At 57.3% G+C, this 13,886-nt stretch carries 16 protein-coding genes; 13 read left to right on the top strand and 3 right to left on the bottom strand.

Annotation, left to right across the window (positions count from 1 at the left end; translation table 11 throughout):
- Window positions 1–545: 545 nt before the first annotated feature.
- Window positions 546–1,901, top strand: a complete 1,356-nt coding sequence (locus GKC28_RS13775) for a DUF3560 domain-containing protein (RefSeq protein WP_174147481.1) — start codon at window positions 546–548, stop codon at window positions 1,899–1,901.
- Window positions 1,898–2,503, top strand: a complete 606-nt coding sequence (locus GKC28_RS13770) for a methyltransferase type 11 (RefSeq protein ID WP_174147480.1) — start codon at window positions 1,898–1,900, stop codon at window positions 2,501–2,503. The genes GKC28_RS13775 and GKC28_RS13770 overlap by 4 nt, the downstream gene beginning before the upstream one ends.
- Window positions 2,504–3,188: 685 nt before the next feature.
- Here GKC28_RS13770 and GKC28_RS13765 read toward each other — a convergent pair.
- Window positions 3,189–3,908: a DUF3800 domain-containing protein gene (locus tag GKC28_RS13765; protein WP_174147479.1), complete on the bottom strand. Its 720-nt coding sequence runs from the start codon at window positions 3,906–3,908 to the stop codon at window positions 3,189–3,191.
- Window positions 3,909–4,805: 897 nt separating this feature from the next.
- On the opposite strand from GKC28_RS13765, the gene GKC28_RS13760 reads away from it, so the two are divergent.
- The 5 genes from GKC28_RS13760 to GKC28_RS13740 all read left to right on the top strand — a co-directional run bounded on the left by GKC28_RS13760 (window position 4,806) and on the right by GKC28_RS13740 (window position 9,833).
- A complete protein-coding gene (locus GKC28_RS13760) occupies window positions 4,806–5,255 on the top strand; it encodes a DUF3768 domain-containing protein (RefSeq protein ID WP_174147478.1) in 450 nt (149 codons plus the stop codon).
- Between the two features lie 236 nt (window positions 5,256–5,491).
- A complete protein-coding gene (locus tag GKC28_RS13755) occupies window positions 5,492–7,342 on the top strand; it encodes a ParB/RepB/Spo0J family partition protein (RefSeq protein WP_174147477.1) in 1,851 nt (616 codons plus the stop codon).
- 54 nt (window positions 7,343–7,396) lie between these two features.
- Window positions 7,397–8,029 carry a hypothetical protein gene (locus GKC28_RS13750; protein ID WP_174147476.1) on the top strand — a complete coding sequence of 211 codons (633 nt, stop codon included), beginning with the start codon at window positions 7,397–7,399 and terminating at the stop codon, window positions 8,027–8,029.
- 755 nt (window positions 8,030–8,784) lie between these two features.
- Entirely contained in the window at window positions 8,785–9,027 is a 243-nt protein-coding gene (locus GKC28_RS13745) for a hypothetical protein (protein ID WP_174147475.1), read from the top strand.
- On the top strand, window positions 9,024–9,833 hold the full coding sequence (locus tag GKC28_RS13740) for an N-6 DNA methylase (protein ID WP_174147474.1): 810 nt from the start codon (window positions 9,024–9,026) through the stop codon (window positions 9,831–9,833). The genes GKC28_RS13745 and GKC28_RS13740 overlap by 4 nt, the downstream gene beginning before the upstream one ends.
- 198 nt (window positions 9,834–10,031) lie before the next feature.
- On the opposite strand, the gene GKC28_RS13735 is transcribed toward GKC28_RS13740, so the two are convergent.
- Both GKC28_RS13735 and GKC28_RS13730 read right to left on the bottom strand, forming a co-directional pair.
- Window positions 10,032–10,337 carry a hypothetical protein gene (locus tag GKC28_RS13735; RefSeq protein ID WP_174147473.1) on the bottom strand — a complete coding sequence of 102 codons (306 nt, stop codon included), beginning with the start codon at window positions 10,335–10,337 and terminating at the stop codon, window positions 10,032–10,034.
- On the bottom strand, window positions 10,324–10,986 hold the full coding sequence (locus GKC28_RS13730) for a ParA family protein (protein WP_174147472.1): 663 nt from the start codon (window positions 10,984–10,986) through the stop codon (window positions 10,324–10,326). Before GKC28_RS13730 ends, GKC28_RS13735 begins: the two co-directional genes overlap by 14 nt.
- A gap of 978 nt (window positions 10,987–11,964) precedes the next feature.
- On the opposite strand from GKC28_RS13730, the gene GKC28_RS13725 reads away from it, so the two are divergent.
- From GKC28_RS13725 to GKC28_RS26415, 6 genes are all read left to right on the top strand, one after another.
- Complete coding sequence (locus tag GKC28_RS13725) at window positions 11,965–12,156, top strand: hypothetical protein (RefSeq protein ID WP_174147471.1); 192 nt, start codon at window positions 11,965–11,967, stop codon at window positions 12,154–12,156.
- A 438-nt stretch (window positions 12,157–12,594) separates the two neighbouring features.
- A complete protein-coding gene (locus tag GKC28_RS13720) occupies window positions 12,595–12,822 on the top strand; it encodes a hypothetical protein (RefSeq protein WP_174147470.1) in 228 nt (75 codons plus the stop codon).
- Window positions 12,819–13,007: a hypothetical protein gene (locus GKC28_RS13715; RefSeq protein WP_174147469.1), complete on the top strand. Its 189-nt coding sequence runs from the start codon at window positions 12,819–12,821 to the stop codon at window positions 13,005–13,007. Before GKC28_RS13720 ends, GKC28_RS13715 begins: the two co-directional genes overlap by 4 nt.
- A complete protein-coding gene (locus GKC28_RS13710) occupies window positions 13,004–13,474 on the top strand; it encodes a hypothetical protein (RefSeq protein WP_174147468.1) in 471 nt (156 codons plus the stop codon). The genes GKC28_RS13715 and GKC28_RS13710 overlap by 4 nt, the downstream gene beginning before the upstream one ends.
- Before the next feature lie 11 nt (window positions 13,475–13,485).
- Window positions 13,486–13,686: a hypothetical protein gene (locus GKC28_RS13705; protein ID WP_174147467.1), complete on the top strand. Its 201-nt coding sequence runs from the start codon at window positions 13,486–13,488 to the stop codon at window positions 13,684–13,686.
- Window positions 13,687–13,750: 64 nt separating this feature from the next.
- Window positions 13,751–13,886, top strand: a 136-nt coding sequence (locus tag GKC28_RS26415; RefSeq protein ID WP_368041123.1) for a helix-turn-helix domain-containing protein, incomplete at its 3' end; no start/stop codon positions are given.

The following is a 13,886-nucleotide window of genomic DNA, read 5'->3' as shown; positions in this document are numbered from 1 at the left end:
TTTTCCGTTTGATTGGTCCGCCTGCCATCCGGCCGGCAATCTGAACACGGGTTCTGATGCCGCTGCGCGTCAGCCTCCACGGAGAAATCCGGTTCCTCCCGCGCCAAGCGCGGGCCCCTCCCAATTTCACCGCTCCGGCCCCGTGTGTCAGATCACCGTCCGGCCGCAGTCCGGGCTGCGCCCACCCTGCTTTGCCCTCCGGAAGACACGAGGTCTTCCGAAGTGAAAATCAGGGAAGGCTTCGCCACTGGCGGAACAGGAGGCGCGAGCGGGGATGTTGGAGACACGAAAAAGGAAAGGGTCTGTCGCAAATGGCAAAACTATGTGTCGCCCGACACCTGCGGGCCGCACCAACCCTGTCGAATAGCATTGCCTCGCCCCCTCCCGCGTTCGCCACGTGGCAGATCAGCAGGAACAGGCGGCTTCGCCGACTGAACCTGCAAATCAGCCCTGATTTTCCGGAAAGGAAGTCAGAACAAACGTAGCAGACCATCGGCGGAAAGAAGGCAGCAAGCCCCGCCGCTTCACCACGGAAGAAAAGACCCATGACAGATTTGACTATCACCGCGACTTACTCCCCCGAAGACAACAAAATCCGGCTGTATACCTCTGACCGTTTGGACGAGGAAACATATGAGCGGGTGAAGGCCGCCGGCTTCAAATGGGCACCGAAACAAGAGCTGTTTGTAGCCCCAAAGTGGTCCTGCAAGCGTGAAGATTTGGCTTTGGAGCTGGCGGGCGAGATCGAGCCGGAGGGAACCACCCTTGCAGAGCGCGCACAGATGAAGGCCGACCGGCTGGACGAGATCGCGGCGAAACGTGCTGCCCAGGCTAGCGCCTTCACCCGTGCCGCCCGGGACATTTCCCAGCGCTTCGAATTCGGCCAGCCGATCCTGATCGGCCACCACTCCGAACGGAAAGCCCGCAAGGACAAAGAGCGCATGGACAACGCCTTGAGCAAGGCCGCAAAGGCCCATGACGCCATCGGATATTGGCAGTATCGCGCCGAGGGCGTGGAGCGTTACGCCAACTATAAGAACAACCCGAAAGTGCGCTCGCGCCGGATCAAAACCCTTTTGGCTGAACTGCGGGACCTGCAGCGCAACTTGAACACCGCGCACAAGGCGCTGGACCTGTGGGAGAAGATAACCACGCCGGAACAAATCAAGCTGTTCCTTGGCCGCAGCGATATGCACTCTTACAATTTGTGGTCTTCAGTGGACCGCGGCGAGATCACCCCGGAGGAGGCACGGGAAAAGGCCATGGCCGGTGCGCGCTCGATCATAGAAAGTAACAACCTTTCCCGCTGGATCACACACACGCTTAACCGCCTGGCCTATGAGCGCGAAATGCTGGGCGAGGTGCCGCGCTTTGAAGGCGAAATCACCCCGACGCTGCTGCAAATGTTCGTGCGGGAGCATGGCGCCGACAAGCCCAAAGGGGCGAAGGTTGATGTAGACCTGTTTACAGTCGAATGCGCGGCGCCCCTGCCCGCTCACATCGCCCTTGGGTGCTCCGTCGAGCTTTCAAGCGATGAGTGGCGAGACCTGATGCAGTCTTGCGGCTATGTCCCCCCGGCCAAGAAGCCGACGAAGCCTCCTATTTTGAACTTCAAGGCTCCTGACGGGAAACTGCGCGTGAAGTCTCGCGCGACCTATCGCGGCGCTGATCCTGTTGAAACTCTTGAACAAGTAGAGGTTACCAAGGCTGAGTATTCCGCGATTGGGAGCGACTACAAAGGAACGCGGCTTTCCGCGTGCGGGGATTTTCGTATCCGTTACGGCCGCGCTCCCAACTCGAAGGAACCCAGCTGGCGCGCGCCCTGGGTTGCCTTTGTCATCACCGACCAGAAGCAGCACCCGATCCCTAAGAGCCTGGCACCGGCGGAGGCGGCCCAATGAACCGCCCCAGCATGTACACCCGCCCCGACAAGCCCCTGACCATTCCGGTCAGGGCACGCCGGGACGCTCCAGCTCTGGAACACATCGAGGCGCCGGAGGTGATCGCCGTGGACAAATTCACCGAATGCCACGTCACTCCCGACGATGTGGCGCGGCGCATGGTCGAATATCTCGGGCCGCAAGGCGACTATCTGACATTGGAGCCGAGCGCAGGCACCGGCCAGCTAGTTCGCGCGCTGATCGCATCCGGGCACAGCACGTGCGAATTGACGATGGTTGAGCGGCACAGCACCCTTGCCGGCCGCCTTCGCTACCTTGGTCCAACAATCAACCGGTGCTTTCTGGAATACGCTGAAGAGGTGAAGGGGAGTGCCGCTTTCCCAAGGGTCATCATGAACCCGCCGTTCAAGACTGTGCGGGCTCACGTAAAGGCTGCATTGTCACTGTTGGGCCGGGGTGGTCATCAGGAACCTGCAACGCTGGTTGCACTGGTGCCGGTCACCTTTGAAAATGACGAGGCCGAAGAGTTGGAGCGCCTGCCCGTGGATACGTTCGAAACCGCCAAGGTGCACACGAAGCTTATCAGGATCCGAAGGGATTAATTATTTCCGGCGTTGACCTAACTTCAAACGGAAACCTCGCTTTAGCGGGGTTTTCTGTTTGCAAGCTAGGTTCTGGTGTCCGGTTGAACCCGGGTTGGCACCCGATTTCAACCGGACTGGCGCTCCGCTGGGGCCGCTCGGCGGCCGCAATGCAGCCTTCGGCTACACGTGGGGTTTCTGCGCTCTGTCGAGCGCGGGCGAACCTTTGCAGGCTCGCTAATTGCTGTGTTGATTACCATATGAAGACGGTTGTAACACCGAACCCATGAAAGAATGGCCTTTTACCATCCCGCACGATTTGAAAACATCCCTGGAGGCCAGTGGCGAGGCGGACTGGCTACCAGTGTTCCGAACATGGGCAAAGAAGCACAAGCTGCGTCTCAAGATCCAGTGGTTTCCGGAGTTGGATCGGAAGGCCGGGGAACTTCTTCAATGGAGATGGCCCCCCTCACACCAGGACAAGTGGATGACCATTCGGGAATGGTTATCGGCAAATGATGTCCCAGCTCCGCAGACCCTGCCACAGGAGCCGGAAATTCCAAACAATGGCCTAGGTCACTGAGGGGCCAGCCTGGGTATTAGGTTGAAATTTACGACACAGTGTCTATGTTCGCTGCAAAGGTTCCCCTCCGATGATAAGAACCCAAGGGGTTCTCCACACCGGTAGTCGGAGGGGTCGCATTCCTCAGTAGTAGAACCGTGTGCCTGTCCTGAAGATGTCAAATTCACTTCGGACTTGCTTGGCTACGGTTGTGTGTGCGGCGGTGTCACCGTTTTCCCATTTACGAAAGATTGCCCAGTTGAAGTAGTCCGCTATCTGGAGGCCATAGTGTGCGCGTGAAGCGTGGTGCATGATCCGGTAGGGCGTACCCTTCGGTAGCATGGCGGCCAAAGTTGTCTTTACAGCCTTCTCAATTGCTTTTCGCTTTTTCGCAACAGGGATGCTGTCGGTAATGACGACAACTTCACCTACACCGTGAGCTGCCTTCTCAACAGCGTACCGTACAAGATAGCCCAACATCTTTGGGTAAAACTTTTCAGGTGCCTGAAGGGCCGGCCCGGTTTTGCGTTTTTCAACAATCACGGAGTCGACAGATTCATGCGGGACTGAACCTGACAACTTGGAAAAAACCTTGCTACGCACGAAACGATTGTCTTCAGCACAATGGAAATACTCCATCTCCAGACGCGGTTTAATCCGGTGTTCAATCAGATTATATTTGTACGTGTCCAAGTCTGTGTGCAGGGTGAAAGGTCGGTACAAGCTGACACAGGTTAGCGTGAAAAACTTCGAACCTTTCGGTGAAAAGTCAAAGTTTCCACCTTCATCAAGAAAAATGTAAAGTGTGGGCAGAGGGGCAGCGTGTTCATCATCTTCCGCCTGCAAGGCATCGTTCGGTGACATCTTCAGTCCTTGTTAGGGCGCTGGCTCGCAGAAGCTCAGCAAATTGGCGAAAGCCTTACATCTCAGCCTTCAGTTACATGCTATGCCGCAAACCAACCCTAAAAGGTGGTGCTACCGGGCTGCGCCAACGCCCCGCGACTCTTCCAAAATAATGTGGGAGGGGTGTGCCTTCAATACCTTATGTAGGGCAAATTCCGCGCTGAAGCACGGAACCGCGCCCTAGCCTGGCGCCGGCAGGCGGCACCAGGCCGGAGCCACCCTGCCCCGTTCTCCCTGCGGCCCAAGTGCGCCGGAAGCTGTCTCTCCGAGCCAGCTTGCCGCCGCGGCCGCATGGTCGTCCAGGACAGGCTGTCTCCGCCCTTCGGGTAACGGTCGTTCGCTACGCCTTTTGCAAGAAACAGGAGAAATCCGCGCGCGCCGCGCGGATTGCATGTTCCAGCGGGCGTGCCAGGGCATCGACGGGCTTTGCCCGCTCCTCCCTGCCCCGGCATGTTTGCCTATGGTGATCGCAGCCCGCCGTGGGCGGTCTGCTGCGCTGCTTTTCCCCGGCGGTCAGGGGGGCGACGAGTTGTTCTGAGGCTTCAGCCGGTCCCGAACGGCGCAGAAGAGATCCGCGCAAGCGCAGATCACGTTATAGATTTTCCGCCTTCAAGCAGAAAAACGGCTTTCACCCGCTAGCGGGCGAACCTTCCGTTTTTCGGCTGGATCGAAACCAGCTGAAGCCTCTCCACACCTCTTTTGTCGCCCCCCCTCCCTTCCGGGGAAAAACGCGGATGGGTGCGGGTGGCAGGCGTCAGGGCCAATGGGTCGTTTCCTTGACCCATTGGAACAAACCGAAGCGAACGCGGATAGGTCGGGCGAACATCGGCCACCGCATCACCACTTAGGAGGCCAACTATGGCTTTATATCAATGCAATGGGTGCGGCGCAGCAGAAACGCTGGTCTCTATCGTACCGGAATCCTGCTCTGCCTGTGGTTCCCGTGCCGTCGTCAACATGTCCATTCAAGCGGCTGCAATCGCGGAAACGAACGATGCTTTCCGCGCAGCAATCCCATTCCAAGGGCATCAGACCTATGAGGGTCAGGTGATTTTCAGCGGTGGCGTTGAAGAAAAAGGGATGCTGTTTGTTGCCCTTGCGACCCGAGCCGTGGCTGAATTCACGGACTTCGACCAATTGAATGATCCGAGCGGTGATCACTCGTTTGGTGTTGTTCATGTCAACGAGACGGAAGTTTTCTGGGCAATCAGCCTCTACAACAAAACTTACGATGCCGCCGCAGACGATCCGCTTGACGATGACGACACGCGGCGTGTGCTCACCATCTACCTGCCCCACGAACACTGAAATCGGCAAAGCCCGTAGGTGCTACCGCGCCGGGAGGGAGGTGAAATCATGAGCATTGAACAGATCAATCTGCGCAAGCGTGAAGCCTATGCGCTGATCAGAAAGGGAGGTCTCTCCGCCAAGATCGGCCTCGCCTTTCTGAAATCACACGGAGCCGTCTAAGCGGCCACGCCTCAGCCCAAAAGGGCTGGGGCACCAATAACACAAAAATTCACCACGTTACAAGGAATGCCCAAATGTCGAAGCATCAGGAAATCAAAGCAACAGAAGCCCGTTTCCCGCTGGAGAAACTGATCCTGTCCCCCATGAACCCACGTCAGGATGTGCCGGAACAGGACATTAAAGACCTTGCGGGAACCCTCTGGGCAAAAGGCATGATCCAGTCTCTTGCTGGATATACCGAGGACTTGGACGGGGCCGAGATTGTTGCCGGTGGCACCCGTTTGCGCGCCTTGCAATATCTGGCCGAGACAAAGCCGGAATTTGCCAAGGTACGGCCCGAACTGGCAAACCCGCTGGTGATGCTCGCACCCGACCGCGAAACCGCCGCCGATTGGGCGAAGATGGAAAACGTGGTCCGCAAGAACCTGCCCCCGGCTCTGGAAATCCGCACCTTTGGCGAAATGCGCGCCGAGGGCAAAGACGTCAGCGCCATCGCCACCAATTTCGGCGTGACTGAAAAGCACGTCTACCGCCGCCTTGCTCTGGCCGATCTGCCGGAGCCGGTTCTTGACGCGCTGGCCGCAAAGGAAATCAATCTGAGTATGGCGGCATGTTTCACGATCTGTGACGACGAGGCCCATACCCTTTCCGTACTGGACCGGGTACGCGGCGAGAACTGGTCAGATCATCAGCTAAAGAAGCAACTGAAACCCGCCAGCGTGAAAACGACTGACCGCCGGGTGAAATTTGTGGGCGATGATGCCTACACCGAAGCAGGCGGCAAGATGGGCGGCGATCTGTTTGCCGAGGAAAAGCTGTATGACAGTCCGGAAATTCTGGATGCCTGCTTTCAGAGTGCGCTTGAAGATGCAGCCAGCGAAATCGCTCAGGCGGAGGGCTGGAAGTGGGTAGAACCCATCACTGAGCATTACCTTTGCCACTACACATTGGGGCTGGACAAGTATGAGCGGATTTACAGCGAAGGCGGCGATCTGAACGAAGAACAGTCCGAGCGCTATGACGAACTGGCCGAGTTGGCAGAGGGCGAGGTTCTGGACGACGAAGGGCAGGCCGAACTTGCCGACCTGCAGAAGATCATCGACGGAGAATACACCGAGGCACAAAAAGCCCATGCAGGTCTGATCGTCTATGTGAACCATCAAGGCGAATTGGAACGCTCTGGCGAAATGGTCCGGCCCGAGGATAAGAAGGCTGCCGTTGAGGCGGGTGTTATCAAAAGCTCTGCCGGTTCCGCCGTCAGCGCTGCGCCGAAATCTCCGATTTCCCAGGCGCTGCGCGACGACCTGAACCGCGTTGCTCAGGGTGCGCAGCAACACGCGATCCTGCGCGACCCGGATTTAATGATTGACCTGCTGGCCTATCAGTTGAGCCATGAACTGCGGTGGTCCAACCCCTTCGGTCTGTCGCAAAGCTATGTTGCGAACTGGCCCAGCACCGAGGCGGCAGGCTATGAACTGGACGAGCGGCTGACCACCAACCCGGCCCGCGATATGTACGACGCAAAAGACCTTGGCGCGTCGTTCCGGGCGTTCCGCAAGAAGGGCGCAGAGCATATTCGCGGTGAACTGACCCGTTTCCTTGCAGCTCAGTATCAGGGCGGTGATGCAAAGCTGGCGGCGATGGTTGCCAAAGAGACACAGCCCAGCATCCGCGAGGTCTGGACACCGACCGCTGAGAACTTTTTCAGCCGCGTGGGTGGCCCCTACATGAACCAGATTTGGCGCGATCTGCTGGACCTTGCCGAAGATCACCCGACCGCAACGAGTTTTGCCAAGCTGAAGAAGGGCGACAAGGCGGAGAAGCTGGAAAGCCTGTTTGCCAGTGCTGAGACACGCAAGGCTCATAACGTCACCGACGAGCAGGCCGCGAAGATCGACGCATGGTTACCCGAGGGCATGGAATAATAAACGCTGGCAGGGCGCATTAGCGCCCTGCCCCATCCGCAGGAGATTGAACAAATGCGCTTCAAATCTTGGCCCCGCCACGCATTCACCGACACACCGCGAAAGCGGGCCGCTCTGCGCCGCAAGCAGCGCATGGAGCGGGAAGCCCTGCCGCTCTTTGCCGACCAGGTTGCCGAAGAACAGCCGAGCGAGGATCAGGTTATGGAGGACCGGGCAAGGGCGTGGTCCGAACAGGAAGTCAGGGACCGGAGCGCACGGGCCGGGAAATGGCGTGAAGCCCGACGCATGATTGACTCGATGCCAGAGGACGAGCGCCGCGCCGTTCGGCGGGCATGGGACTGCGCCCCATACCCAGCCGACCCGTCCTATCTGTTGAGCGTTCTGCACAGCTACAGCCTCGGCCGGATCGACCTGAAACGCCCGCCGTTTCCGCTTTCTCGCACGGATGCATCAGGCGCACGGAAAGGCAGCCTCTTTGCAACATCTGACCTGTTCGTGTCGATCCTGAAGGCGCGCGACATTGCAGAAGACCCAGACGCGCATCCGCTGGCCGAACGCCATGCCGCCTACCATCACCTGCAAGCTGCGGCGTCCTCGAAAAAAGACCGCACGGAGGCCATGCGGGACCGTGTGCGGGCGTCTGAATTGTTCCTGCGCCTAGGAGAACTGGAGGAATGCAATGCCTGATTTCACAGCCCACCGGCACCCCGTTCTAGCTGTGCGTTGCCCGGATTGCCGCCGCGCGCCGGGCAATTGGTGCCGCCGCCCAAGCGGTCATATGGCGAGCGATCTTCACGCCAGCCGCAAGACAGAAGCCGACCGGGTGTTCATCGCGCAGCATGGACCTGACGCCAGTATTGAACGCATAGGTGGCGGCTGGGCCGTCGATCCGCGCGGGCGCGTCGGCATCCGGCCAAGGCCGGAGCCATCCGCGCCTAGCTGACCGAGATTTTCCCAGGGCGGGACCAGGCACACGGTTTGCGCTCCTGGAAAACGAGTTTTCCTTTGTGGTGAAGGAACCAACTGGCCCCGCCCTTGTGGTGGGGTCCTTTTTCTTGCGGAGATCTCCGTGCTTGCACGGCGATCACATGAGCTGCGGTCATGCCGCAGTAGCGGCATGGCACTTTCCCAATAGTGCCCTGGGGGATTCGGCTAAGCCGAACGCCCCAGGGAGATCCGGGAACCGCCGGTTCCCCCGTCAAGCAGAGCGCTATTCGGGCCGGAAGGGGTTTCCCCAACCTCGGTCACGGCTCCGCCGCGCTGCGAGGATGGGTGATCCCCCTCCCCTTCCGGCCCGGCACTCTGCTTGACGGGTCCCCCTCCTGCCCTCGGCCGGGAGCAGGGTTTGCAGGAGAGGGCCGCTTCGCGGTCCTTCCCGCAACCCCTGTCCCAAGTATTCGGCATCCAGATCGAAGCGGGACCACCACACAGGAAAGTGCAAAATGCCGTGTAATGCCCCGGTCTCTGTTCACTGCGGAAAGTGCGGAGGCCAAAACATAAAGGCCGATGCAACAGCAGTATGGGTCAATGAAATTCAAGATTGGGAATTGTCCGCAGTCTTTGACAGCTGTGTCTGTGAAGACTGCGGCCAAGAAGTAAAAACTTATGAATTTCCGATCATCGAACCGTCTGCCGAACTGGAAAAAGACCTTGAACAGGCCGTCACCAATGAGGCAGCGGAATGAACCCGGCGGTAAAGGAATTTGTGCGCCTTCTCAACGATATAGACCGTTCCAAGCATCGAAGTGAGGTTTTCGCTGACTTCTGCGAAATGAGCTATTGCGCGCTGGCTAAGAAAGCCAGCCCGTTTCCTGATCAGCGCGAAGCCCTGGAAGCCCAATACATGAGCGTTGTTGCCCGTTACCGAGACAAGGACGATGTGCGCAAAATGCCGGAAATGGTAGGGATCGCCCTTGGTGAAATCGGCAATGGCGGGTGTGATTTTCTGGGTATGGCCGCCGGTGAGCTGGAAGTTCTGGACGCCAAGCTAGGCCAGTTTTTCACCCCTTATGAAGTCTCGCGCATGATGGCGGAAATCTCGCTAACCGATGTTGACGAGAAGATTAAGGAACAGGGATTTATTACTGTTCAGGAACCAGCTGCAGGGGCTGGCGGAATGCTTATGGCGGTCGCGGACGTCATCGAGGGCAAGGGTTATAAGCTGGAAACTTCTGTTTGGGTAGAAGCCGTGGAGCTGTCCCGGCCCACTTTCCATATGTGCTATGTCCAATGCGCCGCGCGTGGCCTGGCTGGCAAGATCATTTGCGGCAATAGCCTTTCGCTTGAGGTGTTCACCAGTGCCTACACCGCCGCCGCGCCTGTGTTTTTCGCAGCAAATGGAGATCCGTTTGCCAAACAGAAAGAACAGGCACAACAGGCTGAAGCTGAAGCGGCCCAGCGAAAGCAACAAGCCGAGGCCGAACGGAAAGACCGGCTTGCTACTCTGGGCGAAAGTCCAGCGATTTCCGGCCAGCAGCTCACCCTCTTTTGAGGGGGAGTTTCAGAAACAGCTACCTTTGTTGTTACCAGTTGGCTGAAGGCAAAGGCCGGCCGTTTCTGATGTCCCAGGAGGGAAAGGCCTAAAGGCCCTGCCCTCCTGGACTGGCGCCTTCGGCGCCCGAGCCGCTGCGCGGCGCAATGAAGGCCGCGAAGGCCTCCCTTAACAGTTAATTGTTATGTGTTATGCTTGTCACCTGCGGCGACCGTCTATTTCTTCCATAGGAGGAATATCAACACCTCCTGCCCGCAAACAGTGATACAAAAACTCCTTCATTCCCATACCCTTAGCTTCGGCTGCATCAATGAATGCCTGCTTAATCGGCTTAGGGACATTAGAAAATGCGAACTGGACGCGCGGAGCAGTCTTTAGCGATCCGGCTCTGGCTTTAGACGGGCTTGGCAAGGGAGCTGAAAGCTGGCGGAGAATTTCTGCCTCTGCGTCAGGTTTCGCATCTTGGGTATCATCAAGACCCAGATCAACTTTAAGCTTTGCCATCTTTGCCTCCGTAGAAATCGATCAGACCACCCATCTGCATTTCAGCCAACACTGTTTGTGCCGACCTCTTTGCTGAGCCTTCGGGTCCTCGGCCTGTGCTCATCATTTCCTTGAAGCCTGTTCGGTGTGCACACATGGCTTTAAGCCTGGGTATCTTTAGGGCGTCCAGGGATTCCAAGGTGGCCGCTGTGATATTAGTTGCTGGATCCACGTCCATCATGACTACATAGGCAGGAATGTCTTTATCCATCGAGTCCGCCACACTTGTCACATGCCTGAATGTCTTGATTGCACCTTTGGCATCAGTTTCGGTGGCTTTCGAAGGGATCAAGACCAGGCCGGATGCGTTGATTGCATAAACAGCCATAGCGGACTTGAAACCGGCGGTGTCCACTAAAATCGCATCATATGCCGGCTCGCTCTTCTTGAGAGCGCGAAGTGTTGGAATTAGCCGTTCGTCGTCTTCCTCAACCGCCCAATCAACATCGGTGCTTTCTTTTTTGGCCCAATCCGAAAGGGTATGTTGTGGGTCAGTGTCGATGACGGCCACTTTGGCTCCATCTGCTACCATTAGTGAAGCAAGTGCTATGAGGAGGGTAGACTTCCCTGCCCCGCCTTTCTCTTGAACAACGCTGATTACTTGGGTCACTGCTCGATCCTCTTTTTGCTTTGTTCACCTATAAGGTGTTAATAGTTATGTGTAAACTGTTATGCGTTATCAGCTACTGTATGCCTTTGAAGCTATAGCATGGTGGTCACATGTGACCGTTGATGTTGGGCAAAGTCATTACTTTAATATATTGTAATCAAAAAAGTTCTTCGGCGTCGTGGTGCAGGATTGAGTTGCTGAAGGGACCAGTTAACAGGTAAGTGTTAATAGTTAATTGTTAGTTGTTATGAGTTACTTGTTTAGGGTTATCTGTTAATAGTTGCGGCTTCTGTCTTTCCGGGTTTTACACAAGTTGAGCTTCGCCTGGGTTTCCGGGCGCATCCCGCGTGGACGCGGGACCGCGCTCTATTCCGCGCCGCAAGCGGCGCTCCACCGATCCAACCGTGTGGCACTCCCTGGGGCAATAACACCTCATCTGTCCCAAAGGGCCAGCTGACGCGTTTTGCGCCATGGTCGTTTCCACACGGCTGTATCAGCCCTTCGGGTGACGATCGCATTGCGCAGGCTGCAAGCAGCCTGGAGAACGGCTGCCAATAACAGTTCCCTGTTATGTGTTATCTGTTATTGATTGACCTGCGGCCGCCTATCTAGCAGTGTTTTCATCTGTCCCTAGGCCTGGAAGGCAACCAGGTCACGGTTGGACAAGACGCGCTCAAGTTGATCGCGGTGATATTGCCTATTCAACGCCGCTGGCCTCTCACATTTGTACCGCTGTTCCAGCAAGTCTTGCCTTCAGTCTCCATGACGCAACTTCAGACCAAAGCCATGAGGATCCTCGCCAATCTGTGTTTCTCAAAGATGAACACTAAGCGGGCAGCCGGGCATGATCGCTTTGCTTCAACTGAAAATTTCCCCTGGGCTTAAAGCCCATTCCTCGCGGATCAAATTTTCAGCTGACATTCCCTTTGAGCCCGCTTCCACCATGTTCATCGAAACACTCAAAGCGAGGATCACAAAATGGCTACTCAAACCCTGAAACTGAGCGTCAAAACCGGCGAAAAGGATGGCAAGAACTACTGGGACCGCTGCGGCGTACTGTTCGTCCGGACTGACGATCAAGGCAACATCACCTCGATCAACGTCAAGCACAACATGTTCCCAGGCGTCGAAATGGTTGCCTTCCCGAACAAGGATGATGTCACCGAATGACCTCCGGCGAGGGCGGCAGCAGCCGCCCTTTTGTCGTGCTCCATACCGGGTAAAATATAGAAGAGATCCGCGCCATGCGCAGATCGCATTGAGGCGATTGTCAGGGCAGGGGATCGACGGGCTGCGCCCGCTCACCCCAGCCCAGACATCCATGAGATAGGGCAGGGGGGATTCGGGCAAGCCGAACGCCCCCTGGTTAGGGGGAAGACGCTGCCTTCCCCCTCGGACAAGCGCGCAAGTTCCTCGCCCAAAGGAAAATTTCCCCTGGGCCTTTGGCCCATTCCTCGCGGGACAAATTTTCCTCCGGCCTGCGGTTCGCGCGCTTGTCTCGCCCCCAACCGCTGTTCGCCACGAGGCAGGGATGCAGGGGCAGGCGCCTTCGGCGGCTGTCCTGCATCCAGCCTTGATTTTCTTGCACCACAGATAGGGAGCATTCAAATGACAACATACCGCCTCGGTTCTTCCCCTGCAGTTCACACCCCCGGCGTTATCGCGTGGGCCATCAACGCCTATTCCTTTGAGGAAGATCGGCAGCGGATGCTTCAGACCGTCAGTGCGACCTTTGCCGACGTCCCGGCGGCCGCCATCGAGCAGCTGCTGTCCAAGGCTGTTCCTTATAAGGTCGAAGGCGAAACCGTAGTGTTCAGCGCTGAGGTGCCGACATGAAGCGCCATTGGGAAACACACCTCTACACCTACGCAGTCGCGCTCTCTCAGGGCGCGGCAATTCTGCCGGTCAATCTGGCAGGAATGCGGGCCAAGGCAATTTCCAAAGGCCATACCGAGGGCCAGTGCCAGATAGTTGAGAACGACCCCATGCGGTTTATCAGGACGGGGGAGCTGGTGGCATGAGCGGGCAGAGCAGCAATGGAAGCACCCTTGCGGTGCGGTTCGAGATTCATGCCGGGCGCGAGGTCGCCGTGCCCGGCATCAAGTGGATCCGCGGGAAGGAAAACTTGGACGATTGCCAGCGAGCCTACATCGAGGCTCGGGACAAGGCGGGCCTCGGACATTCGCAATTCGGAAGCGCTGATGTGTTCACCGACAGTGGGGATCACATCGCGCACATCAGCTACAACGGCCGCGTTTGGTCTCCGGAGTCTTGTGCATCCAATCGCACGCTGCTGGCCGAGGTGCCGGAGCCGAAGTACCAGATTTTCGACAGCATGGACCGGCCTGTCAGCTGTAGGGCCGACTGTCAAACGCACCTCTATGAGCAGTGGCAAGGGTTGCAGGACGAGGCAGAGGAAGAAGGGAGCCGCCTGACTTACGCAATCGGGAAGATCCTTCCTAACGGTGACGTGACCTTTGAATTCTAGGGAGGCCAGTCATGAGCCAGCTTGATCTCATTCCAATGACCGAGACAGAAAAAGCAATGCCCGGCGCGCAATGGTGGGCCGGGGATTATCAATGCCGAAATTTCGGCGGATACTACCAGGTGCGGGAGCAGGGCAGGGGGGCTTGGCAGTTTGTTATCTACGGCTTCGGTGTGAATCGGCGTGCAAAATTGACCCACTTTGGTGGGTTATGAGCGAGTAAAATTGACCCACCTGTTTTCGTTAACATCCGCACTAAAAGTGCGGAGGAAAGAGCAGGTGTTACTGATGGAAAGCGTGTCGAAGATCCGACGATGGGTATTGGTTGAGGGACGCAGCATCCGGTCTGTTGCGCGGGCGACGGGATTATCGCGGAACACGATCAAGAAGTATCTGAAGGATGAGAGCCCGCCGA

Origin of the sequence: Leisingera sp. ANG59 (assembly GCF_013317235.1) — a bacterium.
Classification (GTDB): domain Bacteria; phylum Pseudomonadota; class Alphaproteobacteria; order Rhodobacterales; family Rhodobacteraceae; genus Leisingera.
This window is presented reverse-complemented; position numbering and strand designations above follow the sequence as displayed.